At 66.5% G+C, this 24757-nt stretch carries 23 protein-coding genes, 1 tRNA gene and 1 pseudogene; 17 read left to right on the top strand and 8 right to left on the bottom strand.

Annotated features, from left to right (window positions below):
• The first annotated feature begins 3 nt into the window (after nt 1–3).
• From aspT (J0J10_RS13820) to J0J10_RS13805, 4 genes are all read left to right on the top strand, one after another.
• Nucleotides 4–1695, top strand: a complete 1692-nt coding sequence (gene aspT, locus J0J10_RS13820; protein ID WP_291647080.1) for an aspartate-alanine antiporter — start codon at nt 4–6, stop codon at nt 1693–1695.
• Between the two features lie 49 nt (nt 1696–1744).
• Nucleotides 1745–3388, top strand: a complete 1644-nt coding sequence (locus tag J0J10_RS13815; RefSeq protein ID WP_291647079.1) for a bifunctional aspartate transaminase/aspartate 4-decarboxylase — start codon at nt 1745–1747, stop codon at nt 3386–3388.
• Nucleotides 3389–3475: 87 nt separating this feature from the next.
• Nucleotides 3476–5161 (top strand): aspartate-alanine antiporter, encoded by a 1686-nt coding sequence (gene aspT, locus J0J10_RS13810; protein ID WP_291647078.1) that lies wholly within the window; start codon nt 3476–3478, stop codon nt 5159–5161.
• A gap of 123 nt (nt 5162–5284) precedes the next feature.
• The gene (locus J0J10_RS13805) at nt 5285–5428 is read left to right on the top strand and encodes a hypothetical protein (protein WP_291640386.1); all 144 of its coding nucleotides are present in this window, start codon (nt 5285–5287) and stop codon (nt 5426–5428) included.
• A gap of 388 nt (nt 5429–5816) precedes the next feature.
• Here the strand turns inward: J0J10_RS13805 and J0J10_RS13800 are convergent, their stop codons facing one another.
• From J0J10_RS13800 to J0J10_RS13790, 3 genes are all read right to left on the bottom strand, one after another.
• Nucleotides 5817–6023 carry a hypothetical protein gene (locus tag J0J10_RS13800; RefSeq protein WP_291647077.1) on the bottom strand — a complete coding sequence of 69 codons (207 nt, stop codon included), beginning with the start codon at nt 6021–6023 and terminating at the stop codon, nt 5817–5819.
• A gap of 226 nt (nt 6024–6249) precedes the next feature.
• Complete coding sequence (locus J0J10_RS13795) at nt 6250–6798, bottom strand: hypothetical protein (protein WP_291647076.1); 549 nt, start codon at nt 6796–6798, stop codon at nt 6250–6252.
• A gap of 147 nt (nt 6799–6945) precedes the next feature.
• Entirely contained in the window at nt 6946–7134 is a 189-nt protein-coding gene (locus J0J10_RS13790; protein WP_291647075.1) for a hypothetical protein, read from the bottom strand.
• Between the two features lie 508 nt (nt 7135–7642).
• On the opposite strand from J0J10_RS13790, the gene J0J10_RS13785 reads away from it, so the two are divergent.
• Nucleotides 7643–7900, top strand: coding sequence for a hypothetical protein (locus J0J10_RS13785; protein ID WP_291640391.1), 258 nt, complete (start codon nt 7643–7645; stop codon nt 7898–7900).
• A 422-nt stretch (nt 7901–8322) separates the two neighbouring features.
• Here the strand turns inward: J0J10_RS13785 and J0J10_RS13780 are convergent.
• Nucleotides 8323–9270: pseudogene (locus J0J10_RS13780) on the bottom strand (Ivy family c-type lysozyme inhibitor); the annotation flags it as partial.
• A 505-nt stretch (nt 9271–9775) separates the two neighbouring features.
• A tRNA-Ser gene (locus J0J10_RS13775) sits at nt 9776–9865 on the bottom strand.
• Nucleotides 9866–10206: 341 nt separating this feature from the next.
• Here J0J10_RS13775 and rplU point away from each other — a divergent pair.
• The 5 genes from rplU to J0J10_RS13750 all read left to right on the top strand — a co-directional run bounded on the left by rplU (nt 10207) and on the right by J0J10_RS13750 (nt 14024).
• A complete protein-coding gene (rplU, locus tag J0J10_RS13770) occupies nt 10207–10881 on the top strand; it encodes a 50S ribosomal protein L21 (RefSeq protein ID WP_291647074.1) in 675 nt (224 codons plus the stop codon).
• A 99-nt stretch (nt 10882–10980) separates the two neighbouring features.
• Nucleotides 10981–11247 (top strand): 50S ribosomal protein L27, encoded by a 267-nt coding sequence (gene rpmA, locus J0J10_RS13765; protein WP_291638852.1) that lies wholly within the window; start codon nt 10981–10983, stop codon nt 11245–11247.
• Between the two features lie 157 nt (nt 11248–11404).
• Nucleotides 11405–12061, top strand: a complete 657-nt coding sequence (locus J0J10_RS13760; protein ID WP_291647073.1) for a GNAT family N-acetyltransferase — start codon at nt 11405–11407, stop codon at nt 12059–12061.
• Nucleotides 12062–12138: 77 nt separating this feature from the next.
• The gene (gene obgE / locus J0J10_RS13755) at nt 12139–13182 is read left to right on the top strand and encodes a GTPase ObgE (RefSeq protein ID WP_291647072.1); all 1044 of its coding nucleotides are present in this window, start codon (nt 12139–12141) and stop codon (nt 13180–13182) included.
• 272 nt (nt 13183–13454) lie between these two features.
• Complete coding sequence (locus J0J10_RS13750; RefSeq protein ID WP_291647071.1) at nt 13455–14024, top strand: invasion associated locus B family protein; 570 nt, start codon at nt 13455–13457, stop codon at nt 14022–14024.
• A gap of 6 nt (nt 14025–14030) precedes the next feature.
• On the opposite strand, the gene J0J10_RS13745 is transcribed toward J0J10_RS13750, so the two are convergent.
• Entirely contained in the window at nt 14031–15563 is a 1533-nt protein-coding gene (locus tag J0J10_RS13745) for an MFS transporter (protein WP_291647070.1), read from the bottom strand.
• Nucleotides 15564–15653: 90 nt separating this feature from the next.
• On the bottom strand, nt 15654–17474 hold the full coding sequence (locus J0J10_RS13740) for an ABC transporter ATP-binding protein (protein ID WP_291647069.1): 1821 nt from the start codon (nt 17472–17474) through the stop codon (nt 15654–15656).
• A 106-nt stretch (nt 17475–17580) separates the two neighbouring features.
• Here J0J10_RS13740 and J0J10_RS13735 point away from each other — a divergent pair, with 106 nt between their 5' ends.
• From J0J10_RS13735 to J0J10_RS13725, 3 genes are all read left to right on the top strand, one after another.
• Complete coding sequence (locus J0J10_RS13735) at nt 17581–18717, top strand: DSD1 family PLP-dependent enzyme (RefSeq protein ID WP_291647068.1); 1137 nt, start codon at nt 17581–17583, stop codon at nt 18715–18717.
• A 4-nt stretch (nt 18718–18721) separates the two neighbouring features.
• Nucleotides 18722–19534 (top strand): hypothetical protein, encoded by an 813-nt coding sequence (locus J0J10_RS13730; RefSeq protein ID WP_291647067.1) that lies wholly within the window; start codon nt 18722–18724, stop codon nt 19532–19534.
• Nucleotides 19535–19819: 285 nt separating this feature from the next.
• Nucleotides 19820–20386, top strand: coding sequence for a manganese efflux pump MntP (locus tag J0J10_RS13725; protein ID WP_291647066.1), 567 nt, complete (start codon nt 19820–19822; stop codon nt 20384–20386).
• Between the two features lie 20 nt (nt 20387–20406).
• Here the strand turns inward: J0J10_RS13725 and J0J10_RS13720 are convergent, their stop codons facing one another.
• Complete coding sequence (locus J0J10_RS13720) at nt 20407–21297, bottom strand: helix-turn-helix transcriptional regulator (RefSeq protein ID WP_291638861.1); 891 nt, start codon at nt 21295–21297, stop codon at nt 20407–20409.
• Nucleotides 21298–21403: 106 nt separating this feature from the next.
• On the opposite strand from J0J10_RS13720, the gene J0J10_RS13715 reads away from it, so the two are divergent.
• The 4 genes from J0J10_RS13715 (at nt 21404) to J0J10_RS13700 (ending at nt 24743) form a co-directional block, all read left to right on the top strand.
• Nucleotides 21404–22105, top strand: coding sequence for an ABC transporter permease (locus J0J10_RS13715; RefSeq protein ID WP_465247205.1), 702 nt, complete (start codon nt 21404–21406; stop codon nt 22103–22105).
• Nucleotides 22106–22110: 5 nt separating this feature from the next.
• Nucleotides 22111–22851 carry an ATP-binding cassette domain-containing protein gene (locus J0J10_RS13710; protein WP_291647065.1) on the top strand — a complete coding sequence of 247 codons (741 nt, stop codon included), beginning with the start codon at nt 22111–22113 and terminating at the stop codon, nt 22849–22851.
• 202 nt (nt 22852–23053) lie between these two features.
• Complete coding sequence (locus J0J10_RS13705) at nt 23054–23929, top strand: ABC transporter substrate-binding protein (protein WP_465247204.1); 876 nt, start codon at nt 23054–23056, stop codon at nt 23927–23929.
• Between the two features lie 4 nt (nt 23930–23933).
• On the top strand, nt 23934–24743 hold the full coding sequence (locus J0J10_RS13700) for a molybdate ABC transporter substrate-binding protein (RefSeq protein WP_291647064.1): 810 nt from the start codon (nt 23934–23936) through the stop codon (nt 24741–24743).
• Nucleotides 24744–24757: the final 14 nt, after the last annotated feature.

The raw sequence follows: 24757 nt of genomic DNA, 5'->3' as shown, positions 1-24757 counted from the left end.
CCCATGTTCGACTGGTTCGCCAGTACGTTGCGCAGTTATCCGGAGATCGCGCTCTTCCTGTCACTGGCCATCGGCTATTATGTCGGCGGCTTCGCCTATAAGGGCTTCAGCCTCGGCGCAGTGACCTCGACGCTGATCGCCGCGGTCGTCATCGGCCAGCTCGGCATCACGATCTCGCCCAACGTCAAATCGACGTTCTTCCTGATGTTCCTGTTCGCCGTCGGCTACGGCGTCGGACCGCAATTCGTCCGCGGCATCGCCAAGGACGGCGCACCGCAGGCGATCTTCGCGGTCGTCGTCACCGTCTTCTGTCTGGCGATTCCGGTCATCATCGCCAAGATCGCCGGATACCATCCCGGCTACGCCGCCGGCCTCTATGCGGGCTCGCAGACCATCTCGGCCTCGATGGGGCTAGCGACCGATGCGATCAACCGCCTCGGCCTCTCACCCGAACAGACCAAGGAATATCTCGACGCCATGCCGGTCGCCTATGCGGTGACCTATATCTTCGGCACGGTGGGGTCGGCGATCGTCCTCGCCCTGCTCGGCCCCAAGCTGCTCAACATCGACCTCGTCAAGGCCTGCAAGGACTACGAAGCGCGGCTCGGCGGCGACAAGGAAATCGGCGGCGCCGGTTCGGTCTGGCGACGCTTCGAGCTGCGTGCCTTCCGGGTCCGGGCCGGCGCCAAGGTCGCCGGCATGCGCGCGGCCGAGGCCGAGGCGCTGGTGCCCGATGCGCGCGTCTTCGTCGAGCGCATCCGCCGCGACGGCGTGATGATGGATGCGACCACCGACACCATCCTCCAGGAAGGCGACATCGTCGCCGTCGCCGGGCCGCGCGAAGTGCTCGTCAACCTGATCGGCCACAATGCCGAAGAGGTCGAGGACCCCGAGCTGCTCGACGTGAAGGCAGAGGGCGTCGACGTCTACGTCACCAGCAACGAAGCCAATGGCAAGACGCTTGCGGAACTCTCGCGGCTGCCATCGGCCCGCGGCGTCTTCCTGCGCAGGATCGTGCGCGGCGCCACCGCGACCCATATCCCGATCCACGCCAACACCGTGATCCATCGCGGCGATATCCTGACGATCGTCGGCCGCACCCAGGACATCGCGGCCGTCGCCAAGGTCATCGGCCATCCCGACCGGCCGAGCGATGTCGCCGACGTCGCCTTCATCGGCGCCGCGATCACGCTCGGCGCGCTGATCGGCGCACTCGTCTTCAAGGTCGGCGGCGTGCCGCTGACATTGTCGACAGCCGGCGGCGCGCTGATCTCCGGCCTGGTCTTCGGCTGGCTGCGCTCGGTACGCCCGGTCTTCGGCCGCATTCCGAGCTCGACGGTCTGGTTCATGAACTCGGTCGGCCTCAACATGTTCATCGCGGTCGTCGGCATCTCGGCCGGTCCCGGCTTCGTCAAGGGACTGCAGACGCAAGGTGTCGGCCTCTTCCTCTGGGGCGCTCTGGCAACCACGCTCCCGCTGGTCCTGGCGATGTTCGCCGGCAAATACATCTTCCGCTTCGACCCGGCGATCCTGCTCGGCGCTTGCGCCGGGGCACGCACCACGACCGCTGCGCTCGGCATGATCTGCGAGACTGCCAAGAGCCAGGTCCCCGCCCTCGGTTACACTGTGACCTATGCGGTCGGAAACACCCTCCTGACGATCTGGGGCATGGTGATCATCATGCTGCTGACCTAGCGCGGACCAAGGAAAACCTTCGATCTCAGCCTCTTACCGGGAGCATGTCATGGATCCTGTCACGCTGCGGACCTTCGAGACGCTCAGCCCCTTCGAGATCAAGGACGAGCTGATCCGGCTCGCCAAGCTGACCGCCCAGAATTCCTCGATCGCCATGCTCAATGCCGGACGCGGCAATCCGAACTGGGTTGCGACGACGCCGCGCGAAGGCTTCTTCCTGCTCGGTCAATTCGCGATCACCGAAAGCCGGAGGGTGATGAGCAAGCCGGCGGGCATCGGCGGCATGCCCAAGGCCGATGGAATCGCCATGCGGCTGGACGAATGGCTCGCCGCACACAAGGATTCCCCCGGCGCCACCTTCCTGCGCGACATGGTCGCCTTCGCCGTCAAGAAATTCGACTTCAAGCCCGACGCCTTCGTGCACGAGCTCGTCGACTCGATCATCGGCGACAACTACCCGGTTCCCGACCGCATGCTCGTCCATAATGAGCGGATCGTGCACGAATACCTGATGTGGGCGATGTGCGGCGAGCCGCGGCCCGCCGGCCAGTTCGACCTCTATGCCGTCGAGGGCGGCACGGCGGCGATGTGCTACATTTTCAAGTCGCTGAAGGCCAACCGGCTCCTCAACCCCGGCGACACCATCGCGCTGGCGACACCGATCTTCACCCCCTATCTCGAAATGCCGCATCTCGAGGATTACGGGCTCAATATCGTCACGGTGGCGGCCTCCCAGGAGAACCGCTTCCAGTTCACCGACGAGGAGCTGAAGAAGCTCGAGGACCCGAAGATCAAGGCCTTCTTCGTCGTCAACCCCGGCAATCCCTATGCTGTCGCCCTCAGCGAGGAGACCATCGCCAAGATCGTCAAGCTCGTTAAGACCAAGCGTCCCGATCTGATGCTGCTGACCGACGACGTCTACGGCACCTTCGTGAAGGGCTTCCGCGGCCTGCTCGGCGCCCTGCCCCACAACACGATCGGCGTCTACTCCTATTCCAAGTATTTCGGCTGCACCGGCTGGCGGCTCGGCGTCATCGCGATCCACCGCGACAACATCTTCGACAAGGCGATTGCGAAGCATCCCGCGAACACCCTGACGGCGCTCGACAAGCGCTATGGCGCACTCACCCTGAAGCCGCGTGAGATCAAGATGATCGACCGCATCGTCGCCGACAGCCGCGACGTCGCGCTCAACCACACCGCCGGCCTGTCGCTGCCGCAACAGGTGATGATGGCGCTGTTCTCGCTGTCGGAAATGATGGACGAGGCCAAGCTCTACCAGAAGACCTGCATGGAGATCGTCCACTCGCGCGCCCAGCGCATGGTGGAGGGGCTGGGCATCGAGGTGCCGGACAATCCGCTGCACGATCGCTATTACGGCCTCGTCGATTTCGAGTTCTGGGCCAACAAATATGTCGGGCCGGAGGTCGTGACCTATATGAAGGAGCACATCCACCCGCTCGACATCGTCTTCCGCCTGGCAGAGGACCACGGCATCGTGCTCCTGAACGGAGGCGGCTTCCATGCTCCGGACTGGTCGGTCCGCGTCTCCTTCGCCAATCTCGACGACGAGGTCTACAGCCAGATCGGCCGCGCCACCCGCGCCGTGGCACGCGGCTACCGCCAGGCCTTCGACGCCTACAACCAGGCGCTCGCCACCACGAAATCGCCAGGAGGCACCAAGAAGGCATGACTGTGCGCGTCGTGACGTCCGCCAGTTGATCTTGCGTCAGATGCCGGTCCGCCGACGGGACGGCCCGGCTTTCCAGCGAGGCAGGAGATGGGTTTCGTTGTCGAGGGTCTGCGCAACAATCCCGAGCTCGCAGTCTTCCTGACGGTCGCGCTCGGCTTCCTGATCGGCCGGCTGAAATTCGGCAGTTTCAGCCTGGGCGTGGTCGTCGGTTGCCTGATGGCCGGCGTGCTGGTCGGACAACTCGACATCAAGGTACCGACCACCGTGAAGACGGTGTTCTTCGATCTTTTCCTGTTCACCACCGGCTACAAGGTCGGGCCGCAGTTCTTCCGTGCCCTGAAACGCGACGCCCTGCCGCAGATGGCGCTCACCGTCGTGCTCTGCGTCACCTGCCTGCTGGCCGCCCTGACCTTCGCGAAGCTGCTGGACTTCGACATGGGCACGGCCGCCGGCCTGCTTGCCGGCGCCTTTTCGGAATCAACGGTGATCGGCACCGCCGGCGAGGCGATCCAGCGGCTCGACCTGCCGCAGGCGCAGCGAGACGCGCTCGTCAACAACATCCCCGTTGCCTATGCCGTCACCTATCTGGTCGGGACGGCCGTGCTGGTCTGGTTCCTGCCGAAGATCGGCCCGAAGCTGATGCGCATCGATCTCCGCGAAGCGGCCGCGGCGCTGCAAGCGGCCTCGGGCGCCGCCACCGGCCATGCGGAGGGCGTAACCTCGGCCGCGCGGCTGTTCGATGTCCGCGCCTATCGGGTCGAGAACCCGGCCCTGGCCGGCAAGACCATCGGCGAACTCGAAGCCTCCACCAAGGGGGTCCGCGCCTTCGTGCTGCGGGTCCGCTCCGGCCCCACCCTGTTCGACCATGCCTCGGACCACCGGATCCAGGCCGGCGACGTCATCGCTGTGATGGCGAAATACGAGATCCACGCCGCCCGGGGCGACGTCATCGGTCCGGAGGTCAGCGACCCCGAGCTGCTCGACATCCCGCTCGAGTCGCTCGACGTGGTCCTGACCAATCGCACGATCGATGGCCGGTCCCTGGCGGAGCTGGCGCAAGGCGCCTTCGCGCGCGGCGTCTTCATGTCCAAGCTGACGCGGGCCGGCATCGCGATGCCGATCACTCCGGCGACGAAGGTGAACCGCGGCGATATGATGTCCCTGGTCGGGCCGCTGGCGGAGGTCGAGCGAGCCGCCGCCGAACTCGGCTATCCCGACCGCCAGACCTCGGCGACGGACATGATCTTCGTCGGACTGGGCATTTTCCTCGGAGGTCTGTTCGGCCTGCTCTCCGTGGTCGTCTGGGGCATCCCCCTGACGCTGACGGCGAGCGGCGGCGCCCTATTCATGGGCCTGGTCTTCGGCTGGCTTCGTTCGGCCTATCCCTTCTTCGGCCGCATTCCCGAGCCGGCCATCTGGATCTTCGACACGGTCGGGCTTTGCATCTTCATCGGCATTGTCGGAATCGGGGCCGGGCCGAGCTTCGTCGCCGGGCTCAAGGCGACCGGAGCCAGCCTGATCGTCGTCGGCCTCGTCTCGTCGCTGCTGCCGCATATCGTCGGCATTCTGTTCGGATACTACGTGCTGAAGATGAACCCGCTCATCGTGCTCGGCGCCTGCGCCGGCGCGGGCACCATCACAGCCGCGCTCAGGGCCGTGCAGGACGAGGCACAAAGCAGCATCCCCGCCCTCGGCTACACAGTGCCCTATGCGATCGGCAACATCCTGCTCACAGCCTGGGGGCCTATCCTTGTCGCCCTGATGGCGAGATAAAGGTCGGGCGTACGCCTCCCGGCGACGTCAGCTCCTGCCCACGCCCTTCTAAGGAAGCGATCCATGCACAGACCAGATGCAGACAGACGCAAGCCCACCAGGTTCATTGCAGTGAGCTGCATCATGGCCGTACTGCTCTCGCCCGCCCTGTCCGGTTGCGTATCGACCGGCGCGCCGCCCTCCTCCGAAGGGCCGCGCTACACCCAGCCGGGCATCGGCGCGCCGACACGCCAGACCGACTTCTTCGGCAACAGCGTCCTTCCCTGAAACTGCGCGCCCCCTGCCGCGCGCCGAATCCACGGCGTGCAGCAGGCTTGAGGCAGGACCGGCCGCAGACCCGGCAGGTCCCGCCCCATGCACCCCGACGCCGGACCGGCGGCCCGGCCTGCCTCGAGGGCGTGTTGTTTCCGCGCGTGCCCGAGCATTGCATCCCGCTCGTGAAGGCCTCACTGCGCTCGGCATCGTTCGCCGGGCCAGCAAGCCCCTGCCGACCGGCCGGATACGCCGAGGCAGCTATCGCAAAGGACCGAAAAGTGGACTCCACTTTTCCGAAAGCTCCGATGCGATAACATTGAGACAGATCACCGTGACCGCGTCCGAACGGACGCGCGGCAATCTAGCTGACGCGCAAAGCGGAGGCGCCGATACGAGCCCGCTACCCGTGGGCACGGCCGGCTTCGGCGCTCCCGGCGATCGGAGGCCTGCCATCCGGCACGCTGAAGCCCTGGGCGCGGCCCTCACTTATCAAGCTGCATATGGTCAGGCCGACAGCATCGCCCTCGCTCGCCCGTCCCGCGCGATAATGATCGATCTGCTCGCGCTCCAGTTTCGCCAGTCGATCCAGCCATTCCTTGTTCGTCATGGATAGCGGCCTCCCCGATGCGGCAGGAGAGTCTAGACCTTGAGCGGCAGGCGCCTATGACGCAAATCAATTTCCGAGCGCCCCCGCTCCGGAAAATCAGGAAACCGCATGGGCGCGGCCTAGGCGGCCTCGCCGACCGGGTTTCGAGGGTCGGAACGGCAAGCCTGCTGACGAGACTGCGCGCGCCGGCGCGGCTCAGCTTGTTCCAAGCCAAACGGATCCGGCTCTACAGGGTCCGCACCCATTCCCTCAGATTGCTTAAAAACGCGTCGGATACCGGGCCACGGCACTGGTAGCGATCATAGAAGGTCTGGGCATCGCGTTTTGCGAAAGCGGCTTGCTGCTGAATGCTCGCGGATACGACCGCGCCGACCGTCAGCCCGTTCTCCAGCGCCGCTTCACGGCTGCCATAGCCGTGCCGCCCTTCGCCGGCCGCGAAGCCACGCAACATGTCTCCCATCATTTTTCGCTTTGCCAGTCGCTCCAAATCATAGACCGCAGCACCAATGCCGATGTTTTTACATGTATTATTGAATAGAGATGCAAATTCATAAGCGTAATAGGCAGCACTAGAGAAATCAAAGGTTGGTTTTTTACTCACCACTATTTCCGAAAGAACACCTTTCGCCGAGGGCAAATCACCAGAAAATGAATAATTATCTATTTCCGACCTTGCGACAGAAACACCGTCAGCTAAAGCCTTCTTGAAGCCCTCGAGGGCCTGATCATATTTCCGTTCATTGTGATACCCGATGGCGATGTTGAAGTCGGCCATCGGATAGTCGAGCGCGGACGCCTCCCGATACAGGGCATTTGCCTTGGAAAGGTCTTTGCCAGCCTCGAAGGCACGCCCGATCTGATATTTGAAACGAGCGACCTTCGGATGCTGCTTTACTGACTTGCTGCACTCTTCGATCGCGCTTTAAAATGGCAGCTTTCCCAGCGCGACGCCTGCGCCCTTTTTTCGGGGATCGCTGGGGTGGGCTGCGAGTGCGTCGCAAGCCGTCGCCTCAACATTCTGGTCACTAAAGGATTCGGAAATGAGGTAGACGCTGCCGGCGAGCGCCACGAATGCCGCTGCCGCGACGATGCGCCTGTTCTGCATAGCCAATCCGAAGCCTCTCGACCGTCTTATAGTACGGAAGCTTCCGGAAACCGCAATTGCGCCGCCACTGTTCTAGGAGAGCATCCACGCCAACGGATTTCGCAGGAGCATCGCGCCTGTGCGTGCCGGCGGCGATCGACGACCTGTTGCATGGCAGCTACGCTGATACACCACCGGCTTCGCCGCGCTGATCGATGCAGGTGGATGGGTGGCGATCCAGGTGGCCGGTCAGTCGTGCCAGGGCAGCTCCGGCGCCCGATCAGCCATCTCAAGAAACACGGCCGCGGACGCCAGACAGGCGATGGCGAAATAGATCATGCGGCAGCTCCAGATCGCCATCCGTTTCGAGGCGATCTTGGCAGCGCTGGGTAAAGCTTCGCCTAACGCCCGGCCGGCGGTCGAACCGCAAACTCACGGCTGCACGGCCTCGCGCGCGGCGTCGATCGCGGAGGGCGAGACAACCTTTTGTTAACTCTGCGCGCCTCTGTTGAAGCCCTCAACGAAGGAGCCTCCAATGAATCGACGTTCATTTCTCACTGCCCTGTTCGGCGGCATCGCCGCTACGGCGGTCGGAACCGTGGTCGCGAGCGAGGCGGCAAAAGCGTCCCAGCTGCCGCTCGACACGGCCGCCAAGCTTGACGAGACCCCGTCGGAATTCACCCAGTATTACCGCGGCCGGCCTTATCGCGGCCCGCGTCGGCGGCGCCAGGTCTGCACCGTAACGCGGGACCGGTTCGGCCGCCGTCGGCGGGTCTGCCGCTGGGTGTACTGACAAGACCGCCCCGGCCCCGCATCAGCGGGGCCGGGGCGCTTCACGGCAGGGTAGCCGGAGGCCTGCGCCGGGCGAACACGTTCAGCCGCGCGCGGATCATTACGGCTCCGGGCAAGATCAGACCGGGCATCGGGTCACTATTGCCGGAGATCTGCCAACCGTCGCGCTCCGATCGACTTTGCCGAAGCGCCGGCGTCACCCTGATGGAAGAGCGGCGCAAGGTCCGCGACGCGCACGCGGGTGTGGGGCCTGCTGTGGCCGGTATCGGCGGCTTCTGCCAGGTCGAAATTGTCCGGCCGCAGTCGTTTCAGACGGCCGTGCTGAGGCGCTGGGAGTCTGATCGGCTTGGTGGGGTGCTAGAGGAAGCGGCGCAACAGCTAGCCGGCCCGGCTGCGGATGTGCGGTCGGGCCGGAAAAACGCGTCAAACCCCGCAGTCATTCTTGAAATCCGCCCTAATTGCGGGACAGGCGTTGATCAGCTGCCGGATTGCCTTCGCCGCGCCCGTCAAGGGTACGCGCTTCGTGTCGACCAGCTTGTGCAGGTCGCGGTCGCCCGCGATTTCTTTCCTGACCCCGCGCTGCTCCAACGTAGTAACAGACGTCCTGCCGCGGCTTTCAACACTGATGAAGGTACCCTCGGCAAAGAGGAGCGCCTTGCCGCGGCGGATAGTCTCGATGTATCCACAGGCATTCTCTTTCATCTCCAAGAAGCCACGCGGGTGCGGTTTGAACAGCACGCTGCCGCCGCTGACCTGCCCTTCGACGAAGATAGAACTGCGACCGGGCGTGGTGGATTGGGGCGATAAGCCGCGCGTAATCCGAAACAGCACGGTCTCGCTTCGCATCAGATCGACGCCGCGAAATGCGCAGACGAGGCCGACGCTTTCGCCCCCGCTGTCGACATGGGCAGACTGCCCGAATAGCGGGTGATTGCCATAGCGCCATACCGCTGGCTCGGCAGACGGCTGCTCTCGCGGCGGCTGATTCTGCGGGGCTGCCGGCACGCTCTGCGCGGCAGCCTGCGCCGGGGCGCCCCGTGGCGGCTCGGATAAAGGTGTGTTGAGCAGCACTTCACCATCGTCCTGCTCCGCAGCGACAACGCCCGTGCTCCTGCTGCCGACATTGGCGAGGCTGCCGCGAAACGCGGCCTCCAGTAACGCCTTCTCCTCGGGGCCGGGATTGCCGAAATATCTGCGAGAGGTCGGGTTGGCCTTGAGGAGCAAACCCCAGAGGTCGCGATTCTGGCGATCGATAATCACCGCGAGCTTGTTGTCGGCGCAGTCATGTGGCTGGCAGAGTTCCGCTACCGTCCAGCTCTTGCCCGATGCGTCCCGCATCGTCTCAGTAGCGGAGGCGACGCCCGACAGATCGCCGACCCAAGAGTAATTGAATCCTGAGCCCTATACCGCGTGAGACCACTTCGCCCTGATCCAAGGCTCCTTCAGCAAGTGCATAGGGTGATCTTGAGACAACGCCGGCGATGCCAAGAGCGCCATTGTCAAAGCCGCAGCCAGTCTAAGCATCATTTAGCCCCTGTCGGATCGCCCCAGCGTCACCTTGTGGCTTAGCTGCGGTCAAGGGGCTACCTGCACCGCGTCGCATATCGCCGGCTCTCGCCAATGCGAGCCTGTACGGCGACCTCCTCGGAGAGTAACCCGGCAATCGACGTCGCAAGCGCCCTCCGCATGATCGGGGATCCAGGCAAGTGAGACGGGTCGCCGAGTTCGAGACGCTGACCGGCGCGATTCTCGACCTGTTCAACCATGTGCGGGAGATTTCTCGAATCGCGGCCGGCGGCGCACCCTGACGGTCCGCCTGTCGGCAGCTATCGCAGCTTGCCCGCAAGGGCAAAAAAATCGATCATTCCAAGGGAAGTGGCGGACAGGGAGGGATTTGAACCCCCGATACCCGTGAAGGTATGCCGCATTTCGAGTGCGGTGCATTCAACCACTCTGCCACCTGTCCGCGGTGCTCATGTCGAAGCGGGGTGCTTGTTACACACGAGTCCCGCGCTGCACAAGCCCGTTCATGCAGAACTCGACAGCTCTTCGCTCGAGCGCCCCGCGCCCTCCGTCGAACGCGGAGTTTTCCTTGACGCAAGCGCCCTCCGCGCCTAGAGAGCCTCATCCGGCGTGGGGAAACCCGCGCCTGATCTCTTTTGGCCGAAGCCTCGTCAGGTTCGAGATCGAACCGGCAGCGACCGGCCCAAGGAGCGAACCCAAAACGCAACGACTGCCAAAAAGCCGCCCCGCATGCGCTCCCTTCGCGGATCCATGACAGGGCGGGGCCGAACATGGAGAACAATGATGTTCGCAGTCATCAAGACCGGCGGCAAGCAATTCCGCGTCGCCACCAATGACCGCATCACGATCGCCAAGCTCGAGGGCAACCCGGGCGACACCGTCGCCTTCGGCTCCGTGCTGATGCTGACCGATGGCGAGAAGTCGACGATCGGCGCGCCCTTCCTGGGCGACATCACCGTCGCCGGCGAGATCGTCGAGCAGACCCGCGGCGAGAAGGTCATCGCCTTCAAGAAGCGCCGCCGCCAGAATTCGAAGCGCAAGCGCGGCTTCCGCGCCGAGCTGACCGTGGTGCGCATCACCGAGATCCTCACCGGTGGCAAGAAGCCGGAGATGAAGAAGGGTGAAGCTGCCCCCGTTGCGCTCAAGGCCGGCAGCGAAGCCGTCAAGGGCAAGTCGACCAAGGCCGCCAAGTCCGAGGGCCTCGACGCCTCGAACCTCTCGCTGATCTCGGGCGTCGGCCCGACCATCGAGAAGAAGCTGCGCGCCGCCGGCATCACCTCGTGGAACGACATCGCGTCGTGGACCGAGGCCGACATCGCCAAGTGGGACGAGGAGCTCAAGCTGCGCGGCCGCGCCACCCGCGAAGAGTGGGTCGAGCAGGCCAAGGAGTTGCTCGCCGGCAAGCCGCCGCGGGCCAAGGCCGACCAGGCCGAGCTCGCCTCGGGTGAGGACTACTGACCCCGGCTGTCAGCCTCGCAAGAGCTTCGTTTCCGAAACGGGTGGCATTTGCCGCCGATTCGGGTTACATGGACTGAAGAGTTTTCAAGGTAGGGCGTTATGGCTCACAAAAAAGCAGGCGGCTCGTCGCGCAATGGTCGCGACTCCGAAAGCAAGCGTCTCGGCGTGAAGCGCTTCGGCGACCAGGCGGTCGTGGCCGGCAACATCATCGTGCGTCAGCGCGGCACCAAATTCCATCCCGGCGTGAACGTTGGCCTTGGCAAGGATCATACCCTTTTTGCCACGGCGAACGGCCGCGTCCGATTCACGACGAAACTCGGCCGAGCTTTCGTCAACGTAGTCCCGGCCCAAGAGGCCGCAGAATAAACGGCGGATAGGGAACTCTCTCGATCCGTCGGTTCCATCGAACCGGACGATCGAGAAGGGGCAAAAACCCGTCACGGGTTTCCCGAAGGTCAGCGAACCGGGGGAGATGGGACCAAAGCCCATCTCCCCTTTCTCGTTGCGCCGACGGAGAGACCTGATGTTCCCCGAACTGACAAGAGACGACGTCTTCCGGCTCGAGACGCGGCGCCTGTGGCTGCGCTGGCCGCGGGTGGCCGATGCTGCCGCGATCCTGCGGCTCGCCGGCGCCAAGGCCGTGGCCGAAATGACGGCCTCGATCCCGCATCCCTACCCGTCCGGAGCGGCCGAGCCCTTCATCTTCGCAATGCGCAAGGGCAACGCGCTCGGCGAGCATCTGGTGCTGGCGATCACGCCGCGCGATCGGCCCAATGAGCTGATCGGGATGATTGGCGCGCACCCGCAGGCCAGCGGGCGCCCCTTCATCGGCTACTGGCTCGGCACGCCGCACTGGAACAAGGGCTACGCGACCGAGGCCGTGCAGGCCCTGATCGATACGCTGTTCTCTCTGGTCGAGATCGAGGCGGTCGAGGCCGACAGCCGCGTCATCAACCCGGCCTCGCGCCGGGTCCTGGAGAAGAGCGGCTTCCGCCAGGAGGGCTCCTTCCTGAAGTCTCTGCCGGCGCGCGGCGGTCTCTTCCCCTGCGAGCAGTTCCGGCTCGACCGCTCGACCTGGGCCGCCCTGAAGAGCTGGAGCTCTTCAGGCTGGGCTCCGGCCCAGCAGCGGCAGCAGCAGGAGCAGAGCTCGAACCGCAGCGAAGAGCCCTGCATGGCCTGAGCCCCGGCGGGTTCGCAATCGGGCGAACCCGCGCCGCCGGCATTGCTTCGGCGGACACATACGATTAGCTAGCCGCCATGAAATTCCTCGACCAAGCCAAGATCTATGTGAAGGCCGGCAATGGCGGCGCCGGCTGCGTCTCGTTCCGGCGCGAGAAGTTCATCGAGTTCGGCGGGCCCAATGGCGGCGACGGCGGGCGCGGTGGCGACGTGATCGTCGAATGCGTGCAGGGCCTGAACACGCTGATCGACTTCCGCTTCCAGCAGCATTTCAAGGCCAAGACCGGCGAGCACGGCATGGGCAAGGACCGCCATGGCGCCAATGGCGCGCCGGTCGTGCTCAAGGTCCCGCCGGGCACGCAGATCCTCGACGAGGATGGCGAAACGCTGATCGCCGACCTGACCGAGCCGGGCCAGCGCTTCGTGCTGTGCAAGGGCGGCAATGGCGGATTCGGCAACGCCTATTTCAAGACTGCGACCAACCAGGCGCCGCGCCACGCCAATCCCGGGCTCGACGGCGAAGAGCGCTGGGTCTGGTTCAGGCTGAAGCTGATCGCCGATGCCGGGCTGGTCGGTCTGCCCAATGCCGGCAAGTCGACCTTTCTGGCAACCGTCACCGCGGCCAAGCCGAAGATCGCCGACTACCCGTTCACGACGCTGCATCCCGGCCTCGGCGTGGTCAGGATCGACGGACGCGAGATGGTGCTCGCCGACATCCCAGGGCTGATCGAGGGCGCACATGAAGGCCATGGCCTCGGCGACCGCTTCCTCGGCCATGTCGAGCGCTGCCGGGTGCTGCTGCATCTGGTCGAGGGCACCAGCGAACATGCCGGCAAGGCCTACAAGACCGTGCGCAACGAACTCGCCGCCTATGGCGAGGGCCTGGCCGAGAAGCCGGAGATCGTCGCCCTCTCCAAGGTCGACGCGCTGACGCCCGAAATGCTGAAAGAGCAGCTCGCTCGTCTGAAGCGCGCCTGCAAGCGCACGCCGATCGCGCTCTCTGCCGCATCCGGCGAAGGCGTCGAAGCTGCGCTGCGTGCCGTGCTGGCCGTCGTCGAAGGCGCGCGCGCCGAGGAGGAGCGCGAGCGTGCTCCGGCGCAGGAAACCGGCTGGCATCCCTGACGAGCGTCCAGAGCACGTCCACGCTTCCCTGAAACGCGGGCGTGCTCCGATTCCTTCCATCGCTTTTCCAAGCGATCCGGCGCCTGCTGCGCGCGAAGCGTTTCCGGCTCGCTCGACCTGCCGCGGGACGCATCGAAGACCATGTCCTTGCCTGGACACCGGACTGGCGCGAAGATCGCGCGCGACTGCTCGGCGCGAAGCCAGAGGGCCTCTTGCCTCCGGCCGCCCTTGCGCTTCAACTCGGCCTCCCCGCCAATCGATCCGGTTCCGCCATGCTGACCAAATCGACGCTCCTCGCACTGCTGCCGGCGCTGGTTCTGACAGGGCCGGCCTTCGCGCAGACGCAGCGCCCGGCGCAGTCCGCACCGTCTGCCTCCGTCCCGGGCGCGGTCTCCCAGCCCGACAATACCACGGCGACCTATGGCGACTGGCTGTTGCGCTGCCAGCAGGGCGTCGGCACCCGCGTCTGCGAGATCGTCCAGACCATCGAGCAACAGGGGCAGCGCGGGCCGATCGCCCTCGTCGCCCTCGGCCGCCCGGTCAAATCCGAACCCTATAAGCTCGTCGTCCAGGTGCCTCCGAACCTGACGCTCGGCAACAATGCCGGCGTCAGGGTGAGCGTCGGCGAGAAAGAGGATGCACTCGCCGTGTTCCAGCGCTGCACGCCCGGCGGCTGCTTCGGCGAGGCGCAGCTCAGCGACGATGCCTTCAGGCGCTGGCGCGCGCTCAGCGACGCCGGACAGCTGCGCTATCAGGACTCCGCCAAGCGCGAGGTGACACTGCCGATCTCCTTCCGTGGCTTCACGGCCGCCGCCGACGCGCTGCTTCGCGAGCAGCCCTGACAGCGATCAATGCCCGCCGGAGAGGCGGGCATCGCGCAAGGTGGTGAGCGCCACCGCCATGCAGAAGATCATGCCGGCGACCGCGATCAGCGCGACCGCATGGAAGCCGGTCATGAAGGCCGCGCGCGCCACCTCGAGCAGATGCGCGGACTGTTCCGGCGCAAGCCGCTCCGCGGCGGCGAGCGCACCGCCGAGCGTCGCACGCGCCGGCGCCAGCGTCGCATTGTCGACGCCCGCGACCGAGAGCCCGGCCATGTTCTGACGATAGAGCGCCGCGCCGAGGCTGCCGAAGACGGCGACGCCGAGCGCGCCGCCCAGTTCGATGCTGGTCTCCGACATGGCGGAGGCGGCCCCTGCCCTCTCCTGCGGCGCCGAACCGACCACGATCCCGGTCGTCAGCGCGACCACGGGCGTGAACCCGATCGAGAACACGATCGAGGAGGCGACGATCTGGACGAGTGTCGGCGCGAAGGCGAGCCAGGCGAAGCCGAGGCCCGAGAGCACCATGCCGCCCGCCATCAGCGTCGCCGGCCTGAAGCGGATGGACAGCGGCGTGACCGAGAAGGAGGCGAGCGTGAAGGCGACGGCCGAGGGGAGCGACCAGATGCCCGCTTCCAGCGGCGTCAGCCCGGCGACGAGCTGGAGATACTGCGCCATGAAGATGAAGCTGCCGAACATGACCATGATGCCGGCGAGGTTGATCGCCAGCGCCGCGCGGAAGGCGGCAATCCCGAACAGGGCGAGGTCGACCATCGGGTCTGCGAGGCGCTTCTGCCGGCGCGTGAACACCACGCCGAACCAGAGCCCGGCAACGATGCAACCGGCGGCATAAACCGAGAGCCCGAACTCGGCCCAGTGCTTGATCCCGTAGATTGCCGGGAGAATCGCCGCCAGCGAGAGCAAGGCACTCGGCAGATCGAGGCGTCCGGCCTGAGGCGCCTTGTATTCCGGCAGCAGGATCGGACCGATCACCAGCAGCACCAGCATCGGCGGCACCGCGATCAGGAACACCGAGCCCCACCAGAAATACTCGATCAGCGCGCCGCCGATCAGCGGGCCGATCACGGCGCCGGCCGAGAAGCTCGCGATCCACATCGAGATGGCGAAGGTGCGCTCGGTCTCGTCCTCGAACATCACTGCGATCAGCGACAGCGTCGAGGGCGCCAGCGTCGCCCCGGCGATGCCGAGCAGGGCCCGCATCACGATCAGCATCTCGGTACTGGTCGAAAAGGCGGCGACGGTCGACGCCAGGCCGAAGGCGGCCGCCCCGATCAGCAAGAGCTTGCGCCGGCCGATCCGGTCGCCGAGCGTTCCCATGGTCATCAGGAAGCCGGCGACCATGAAGCCGTAGATATCGATGATCCAGAGCATCTGCCCTGCCGATGGCTTCAGCTCGCGTATCAGGGTCGGCACCGCGAGGTTCAGCACCGTCAGGTCCATCGAGTAGATCATGCAAGGCACGGCGATGGCGATCAGGCCGAGCCATTCACGGCGCGTGGCCTTGCGCGCCGGCGCAGCGTCTGTGGTCGAAGTCGTCACGTCGAAGTCGCTTTTCAGTTCTTTTGGAGACGAACCTTGCCAGCCGAATGCGGCAGGTCCTGTCAGCAGCGACGGCGCGGACGCCGACTCTCAGTCCTCGGCGAATTGCAGCCGATAGAGACGCGCATAGGCGCCTTCCCGGGCGATCAGCGCATCATGGCTGCCGGTCTCGATGACGCGGCCCTCGTCGAGCACGACGATCCGGTCGGCATCGCGCACGGTCGAGAGCCGATGCGCGATGACGAGGGTGGTACGCCCCTTCATCAGCTGCGTCAGCGCCTGCTGGACCACGCGCTCGGACTGGGTGTCGAGCGCGCTCGTCGCTTCGTCGAGCAACAGGATCGGCGCGTCCTTGAGGATAGCGCGAGCAATGGCGAGGCGCTGGCGCTCGCCGCCCGAGAGACGCGAGCCGCGCTCGCCGACCCGGGAATCATAGCCTTCCGGCATCGCCATGATGAAGTCGTGGGCAGCCGCCGCCTTCGCCGCAGCGATGATGTCCGCCTCGCTCGCGCCGCGCCGGCCGAAGCCGATATTGGCGCGCACGGTATCGTCGAACAGCACGACATCCTGGCTGACCACGCCGATCTGGGCGCGCAGGCTCGCCAGCGTGACGTCGCGCAGATCCTGACCGTCGATCTCGACACGGCCCTCGTTCGGATCGTAGAGGCGCGGCACCAGCGCCAGCATGGTCGACTTGCCGGAGCCGGAGCGGCCGACCAGCGCGGTGGTCTTGCCCGCCTCGGCCACGAGATCGATGCCTTCGAGCCCGCGCGCATCGTCGCGATAGCGGAAGCGCAGGTCACGGAAGGCGACTTCGCCGCCGGTGATGGCGAGCGGCTTCGCATCCGGGCGCTCGGCGACCAGGGGCTTCTCGTCGATCAGCGCGTAATAGCGCTTCAGCGAGGCGCCCGCCTCCTGCACGATGGCGTTGAGATTGCCGAGAGAGCGCATCGGCTGGGCGGCCAGCAGCAGGGCCGAGACATAGCCGGTGAAGTCGCCGACGGTCGAACCGCCCGAAGTGATGCGCACGCCGATGGCAGCGAGCACGCCGGCAACGGCGAGGCCGCCACCGACCTCGAGCAGCGGGTCGAGCCGGCCGCGCGCATTGGCGGCCTTCATCTTCAGCGCGCGGATCGCCTCGAAGGCGCCGGCGGCGCGGTGCTTCAGATAGGGCTCGAGCGAATCGGTCTTGGCGACGCGCGCGCCCTGCAGGCTCTCGGTCACCAGACTCGCCATGAGCCCGGTCTGCTCCTGCTGGGAGGCCGCCATGCGGCGCAGCTTCTTGCCGATCCGGCCGATCGGGCTCGCCACCACCGGCGCGACCAGCAGCACGACCAGCGTCATCTGCCAATCAATCCAGAGCATGGCACCGACCAGCGCTATCGCGGTCACCACATCGCGGATGGCGATATTGATGATCCGGGTCAGCGCCTCCTTGATGAAGGTGAAGTCGGTGGTGAAGCGCTGGGTCAGCGAGGCCGGATTCTCGCGCTGCAGCTGCGCCAGATCGGCGTCGATCAGATGCGCATAGAGCGCGCTCTGCATATCGGCCTCGACGCGGCTGACGACGCTGTTGGTCAGCACGGTCTGGGCCAGCAGGGAGAAGCCCTTGATCGCGGTGACAATGACCACGACGATCGCGACCGCGTTGACGACGCCGATCTCGATGCCGATCGACTTCGAGACCAGCCGCTCGGCCCGGCGCACGAAGCCCGTCGATTCGGCGGTCAGCGGGTCGGCGAAGGCGTCGAAGGCCGCCTTGATCAGGAGCGGATAGAAGCTCGTCGTCGCCGCGATGACGACGACGAGCCCGAGAATCATCGCGATCTGCGGCAGGTAGGACCTGATCCGCTCGCGCCAGACCCGGGCGAAGAGCGCGAGGGTATCGTCGGTGACCTTGCCAATCTTCATGCGGCGCGGCCTATCATGGCCGCCATGCGAGCGCCACTGCCGGTCTTGCTCGCGACACGATGCTGACGTCCGATAGCCGGATTGATTCACCAGCCAAAGGGAACTCATGCCTCTCGCCCCGCCGGCCCAGCCCGGACAATCCTTCGCCGAGATCGACACTCCCGCCCTGATCCTCGATCTCGACGCCTTCGAGAGGAACCTCGTGACCATGGCCGCCTTCGCGGAGGCTGCCGGCGTGCGCTTGAGACCACATGCCAAGACCCATAAGAGCCCCGAGATCGCGCTGCGCCAGATCGCCCATGGCGCGGTCGGGCAATGCTGCCAGAAGGTCGGCGAGGCCGAAATCCTGGTTGCCGGCGGGGTGACCGACGTGCTGGTCACCAACGAGATCGTCGGCGCCACCAAGCTCGACCGGCTGGCCAGGCTCGCCCGCGAGGCCCGGATCGGGCTCTGCGTCGACCATATCGACGGGGTGCGCGAGGCCTCGGAGGCGGCCGCCCGCCATGATGTCGTGCTCGACGTCCTGGTCGAGCTCGATATCGGCTCGCGCCGCTGCGGCGTCGCGCCCGGCGAGGCGGCGGTGCGCCTCGCCGAAGCGGTGGCCCGCAGCAACACGCTGCGGCTTTCGGGCGTGCAGGCCTATCATGGCAGCGCCCAGCACATGCGCTCGATCGACGAACGCCGCGAGGCGATCGAGCGCGCCGGGCTGCTGACCCGCAACGTCGTCGAGAGGATCCGGCAGGTCGGCCTGCCCTGCGAGATCGTCAGCGGCGCCGGCACCGGCACTTTCGACCTGGAAGGTCGCTCCGGCATCTGGAACGAGTTGCAGGCCGGCTCCTACATCTTCATGGACGCCGACTACGCTCGCAACCGCAATGCCGACGGCACGCCCTTCCAGACCTTCGAACATGCGCTGTTTATCCTCGCCGGCGTGATGAGCAAGCCGGTGCCGGACCGTGCCATCGTCGATGCCGGGCACAAGACCGCGGCCATCGATTCCGGCATGCCGACGGCCTTCCGGCGCGATGGCGTGATCTACACCAAGCCGTCCGACGAGCACGGCGTGCTCACCGGAGACCCCGTCGCCCTGCCGCATCGCGGCGACCGGCTGTTGCTCGTGCCCGGCCATTGCGACCCGACGGTCAACCTGCACGACTGGTATGTCTGCGTCCGCGGCCTGCATGGGCCCGATGCCCATGTCGAGGCGGTCTGGCCGGTGGCGGCACGCGGCGCCCTCACCTGAGCGCGTGCTGGCCCAGCTCGCCCTGCGTGCGCTGACACCGGCCCTACCGCTGGCACGTCGCTTCGGCCTGCTCCAGGAAAGCGTCGCACTCTGGTCGCGAGGCCTGCGCCAGCGCAAGGCCTGGGCCGAGCATCATGCCCGCTGTCGCAGGCTGGTCGCGGAAGTCGCCGCCGAGCTGCCGCAACACCGGAAGACCGTGATCCTCGGTTCCGGCTTCCTGCGCGACATCCCGCTGAACGCGCTCTGCCAGGGCTTCGACGAGGTCGTGCTGGTCGACATCGTGCATCTGCCGCCGGTGCGCCTGCGGCTGCTGCCGCGCAGGAATGTCCGTCTCCTGACCAGCGACCTCACCGGCGCCATGGCCTGGCTCGCCGGCGAGGCCGAAGGCCGGGCCGATCCGCTCGCCGGACTGATCGCCGATGAAGCGGTGGACCTCGTCGTCTCGGCCAATCTGCTCTCGCAGCTCGCCTGGCCGGTCGCCGACTGGCTCGAGGATCACCCCGCACGCGCCGCCGCGCTGCCGTCCGATATGCCGGCCCGTTGCATCGCCTGGCATCTCGACTATCTCTCTCGCTTCAAGGGCCATGTCTACCTGATCAGCGATGTCGAAATGGTCGAGCGCGAACGCGACGGCGCGATCCATGACCGGCTCGACCTGACCTATGGCGTCAAGCTGCCGCCAGAGGACGAAAGCTGGCTCTGGCCGGTCGCGCCATTCGGCGAGGCGGACCGGGACCGGGAGTTCGTGCACAAGGTCTGCGCCTGGCGGGACTTCCAAGGAAGCCGGTCGCCGCGTCTCGCATCGGGCGAGAACTGACGACCTAGTCCGAGCTCGGGCTAAACGCCTCTTTTATTGCAAATGCATCTCAATGACAAGTAATTGAAATCACTTAACAATTGACTTTGAAAGCGTTGTTTCCTAGGGCATCACCATCGGGGAGTAGCGGCGCGCTGGGGGCGCGCGATCGTGTCAACACGCTCGCAGCGAGGACTGCGTGGCGCGATCAGCCGGACCAGTCCGGCCAAGCGAGACCGTGACGGTGACGCCTTGCGGACAAGGCCCGAAATCCGTCCGGTCCCCAGTCCGCGCATGAGAACAGCAATGTCACCCGTTTCCATCGCCGTCCTCGCCGTCGGCATGTCGGTCGACGCCCTTCTGGCGTCCATTGGTCGGGGCGCCGCGGCGCAACGTCCCCGCTTCGCCGAAGCGCTGCGCACCGGCGCCATCTTCGGTATGGTCGAGGCGATCACGCCATTGCTCGGCTGGGGCGCCGGATTGGCCGCAAGCCGCTACATTGCGGCCATCGATCACTGGATCGCCTTCGTGCTGCTCGGGATCGTCGGCGGCCGGATGATCCTGCACTCGCTCCTCCCCGCGACGGAACGCGCGGCGGTGGCGCGCGGCAACTCGCTCTGGACAGTCATGGCGACGGCGATCGGCACCAGCATCGATGCGATGGCGGTCGGCGTGTCGCTCGCCTTCCTGGACGTGAACATCATCGTCGTCGCCTTGGCGGTCGGCTTTGCGACCTTCCTGATGTCGACGGGCGGCATGATGACCGGCAACCTGATCGGCGTCCGATTCGGCCGCTGGGCCGAACGGATCGGCGGCATGGCCCTGGTCGGCCTCGGCATCTCCATCCTGATCAGCCATCTCTCGGCAGGCTGACGAGGCACGGGGCCGTTTCCCTAGCGGTTGAGCCTGACCGAGCCGCTGATCGACAGATCGTAGCCGCCGAACTCCCTGGCACGCGCCGCCATGTCCGGCCCGCGCATCCAGCCGAGAAGCTTCTGCGCTTGCGGCTCGAAATAGCTGCGGCGGCGCATGACGAGATCGACATGCTCCCAGACAAGCGGCAGGAATTCGAGGCCAAAGGCCATGGCGACGGCGCGTGCCGCGATGCCGCAATCGGCACGGCCGGTCCGGATCGCCAGAGCGAGGTCCTGGCCGGTGGCGCATATGCCCTCCGCCGCGACCATCCTGCCCGAGCCGACGCCAGCCCGCTCCAGCAGGCTCTGCAGCAGCAATTGCGCGCCGGCGCCGCGCTGGCGCTGGGCGAAGCGCGCGCCTTTGGCGATGGCGCTGGCGAGACCGTCCAGCCCCAACGGATTGCCGGGTGCCAACAGCAGACCCTGCTCGCGCCGGGCGAAATTGATCACCACCGCGTCGTGCAGCATGCCTTCGGCACGGATGGCGACGAGGTTGGCGGCCTCGTCATCGGGGGTGGCATGAAGATGCAACGCCGCGATCGCGACCTCGTTGCGCAGCAGGCGGTCGAGCCCGGCCTGTGAGCCCTCGGCCAGCAGCGCCAATCCGCAACCCGATTCCCGAATGGCGAGTTCGAGCAGCGAATCCTGGCTGCCGCCGACGATCGGTGGTGGCGGTGCCGGCTCCAGCCCTTCCGGGCGTGCCAGACCCGCCTCCAGCCAGCGGTCGAGGCCGGCGCGCGGGAACAGCCATTTGCCGGAAACCTTGGTGCAAGGCACCGCGCCCTGCGCCACCAGCTCATAGAGCTTGCGCTCCTTGAGCCGGACATAGGCGGCCGCCTCCTCGGTGGTCAGCCAGGACTGATCCTGCATTCAGATGTTCCTGCCTGCACAGGCTACGAGATTGGCTTTTGGTCGCATTGAACTCTACCAATTGCAAATGCTTGCAATCGGATGCGGGCATTGGCGGGAGTGCGGTGTGGAGGTCAGCGCAGTATTCCAGGCGGCTTTTGCGCTGGTCGTCGGGCTCGATCCCGACTTCCTCGGCATTGTCGGCCTGTCGCTGCGGGTGACGCTGACGGCGGTCGCGGTCGCGGCGCTGATCGGCCTGCCGCTCGGCGCGGCGCTGGCGCTGGCGCGCTTCCCGGGCCGCTCGGCGATCATCGTCTGCCTGAACGCGCTGATGGGGCTGCCGCCGGTGGTCGCCGGGCTGGCCGTCTTCCTGATGCTGTCGCGCTCCGGGCCGCTCGGGCCGCTCGGCCTCTTGTTCACGCCGACCGCGATGATCATCGCGCAGGTCATCCTGGTGCTACCGATCGTGATCGCGCTGACCCGGCAGGTGATCGAGGACCTTTGGGGCGAATATCGCGACCATCTGCGCTCGGTCGGCCTCGAAGGCATGCGGGCGATCCCGACCCTGCTCTTCGACGGGCGCTTCTCGCTGGCGACCGCCCTGCTCGCCGGCTTCGGCCGGGCCAGCGCCGAGGTCGGCGCGGTGCTGATCGTCGGTGGCAACATCGCCGGCTACACCCGCACCATGACCACGGCGATCACGCTCGAAACCTCGAAGGGCGACCTGCCGCTGGCGCTCGGCCTCGGCATCGTCCTGCTCTCGCTGACGCTCGCCATTAATGCCGTCGCCTTCGGCGCCAGCCGGATCGGCGCACGCTATGCGGGATAGGCGCCATGCTTGACGCGACCTCGATCCTGCCGCTCACCGTCGACGCCGTCTCCTTCTCCGGCGGCGGCAAGCAGTTGCTGGAGCCGAACAGCTTCGTCATCCCTGCCGGCGGCCTGACGGTGGTGCTCGGCCCGAATGGTGCCGGCAAGTCGCTGACGCTCAGGCTCTGCCATGGCCTGCTGAATCCGAGCCGTGGAACGGTGCGCTGGGCGGACGCGCCGGGCGGCCAGCACGCCGCCAGAAGGCAGGCCAAGCGCCATGCCATGGTGTTCCAGAAGCCGATCATGCTGCGCCGCTCGGTCGAGGCCAATATCGCCCATGCGCTGGCGGCTTCCGGCACGGCAGGCGCCGAGCGCAAGGTCCGCACACAGCAGGCGCTCGCCCGCTTCGGCCTGGCGGAGCGGGCGGCACAGCCGGCGCGCCTGCTCTCCGGTGGCGAACAACAGCGCCTCGCCATCGCCCGCGCCTGGGCGCTGCGGCCGGAACTGCTCTTCCTCGACGAGCCGACCTCGCAGCTCGACCCCGCCGCGACCCGCCAGATCGAGGAACTGCTCACCGTCCTCGTCGCCGAGGGCATCACGGTGATGATGTCGACCCATGATCTCGGTCAGGCCCGCCGCCTCGCCGACCGGGTGCTGTTCCTGCATCGCGGCCGCCTCGTCGAGGACGCGGCTGCCGCAAGCTTCTTCGCCGGCCCGCAGTCGGCCGAGGCGCGTGCCTTCCTGGCAGGAGAGCTGCTGTGGTGAAGCCGCGCACCGCCCGTCACAGCCACGGCCCTCATCCCGAGGAGCGGTGGCGGACAGATCTCGAAGCATGCTCCGCAGCGCGCCGAGCTATCCTTCGAGGTGCCGCGGAGCTTGCATCGGCCGGCCGAAAGCCGGGCCGGGGAAGGCTCCGCAGGACGAGGTCTGAAGGAACATGTCCGACAGAAACCAAGGGGATGAAACAATGTCATTGATCCAGCGCCGCTCCCTCATCGCCGCCGGGCTCTTCCTCGGCCTTGCCGGCCATGCCCTCGCCCAGGCTCCCGCCGCCGCGCCACCGGCCGCGACAGCGCCGGCCGGAACCCGCTTCATCACCGTGGCGTCGACGACCTCGACCCAGGATTCCGGGCTGTTCGGCCATATCCTGCCGATCTTCAAGGCGAAGACCGGTATCGAGGTCCGCGTCATCTCGCAGGGCACCGGCCAGGCCCTCGACACAGGCAGGCGCGGCGATGCCGATGTCGTCTTCGTCCATGCCAAGGCGCAGGAGCTGAAATTCGTCGAAGAAGGCTTTTCCACCGAGCGACGCCCGGTGATGTACAATGACTTCGTGCTGATCGGGCCGAAATCCGACCCGGCCGGCGTCGCCGGCAGCAAGGACATCGTCGCCGCCCTGAAGAAGATCCAGGAGAAGGGTGCCCCGTTCGTCTCGCGCGGCGACAAGTCCGGCACCCATTCCGCCGAGCTCAATCTCTGGAAGGCCGCCGGCATCGACATCGCCGCGCAGAAGGGCCCGTGGTATCGCGAGATCGGCCAGGGCATGGGCGCCGCCCTCAACACCTCCGGCGCGATGGGCGCCTATGTGCTCTCCGACCGCGCCACCTGGATCTCGTTCAAGAACCGCGGCGACCTCGTGATCTCGGTCGAGGGCGACAAGCGCCTGTTCAACCAGTACGGCGTGATGTCGGTCAGCCTCGCCAAGCATCCGCACGTCAAGTTCAACGACGGCAAGCTCTTCGCCGACTGGCTGACCAGCCCGGAAGGCCAGAAGGCGATCGCCGACTACAAGATCGACGGCCAGCAGCTCTTCTTCCCCAACGCCGGGCAGGCCGGGGCGTGAGACGGTGCGCCGCCTCGCCCTCGCCGGTGTTGTCTGCCTGATGGCCGGGATCGCAACCGCACAGGAACCGGTGCTGCTCCACGCAGCCGGCAGCCTGCGCGGCGCCCTGACCGAGGTCGCGCAGGCCTTCGAGACGCAGACGAAGCTCGCCGTGAAGCCCGTCTACGGGGCTTCCGGCCTGCTGCATGACCGCATCGCCAAGGGCGAGGCGGCGGAGGTCTTCGCCTCCGCCAATATGGAGCATCCGCAGGCCCTGGCGCGGGCAAACCGTGCCGGGCCGGTCGTGCTCTTCGCCCGCAACGAGCTCTGCGCCTTCGTCCGGCCGGATCTGGCTGCGACCAGCGAGACCCTGCTCGAGCGTCTGCTCGATCCCGGGGTGAAGCTCGGGACCTCGACGCCGCGCGCCGACCCGTCCGGCGACTATGCCTTCGCCGTCTTCGCCCGCGCGGAGGCGGTGAAGCCCGGGGCCCGGGCCGCGCTCGAGGCCAAGGCCCTGCAACTCACCGGCAGCGCGACCAGCCTGCCGGCGCCGGCCGGCGTCAATGTCTACGGCCACAAGATCGCCAGCGGCGAGGCCGATATCTTCCTGGCCTATTGCACCAACGCCCAGCCCTTGGCGCAGGAGCAGCCCGGCATCCGGCTCGTCCACCTGCCACCGGCACTCGCGGTCGGCGCCAATTACGGGCTGACGGTGCTGAACGGCGCCTCGCCAAACGGCTACCGGCTCGCCATGTTCATCCTGTCGCCGGCAGGGCAGACGATCCTGGCGAAGCACGGCTTCTCGGCGCCCGGACTGCCGCGTGGCGAACCTTGAACGAAACAGGACGG

It is taken from the genome of Allobosea sp. (genome assembly GCF_017308075.1).
GTDB lineage: Bacteria > Pseudomonadota > Alphaproteobacteria > Rhizobiales > Beijerinckiaceae > Allobosea.
This window is presented reverse-complemented; position numbering and strand designations above follow the sequence as displayed.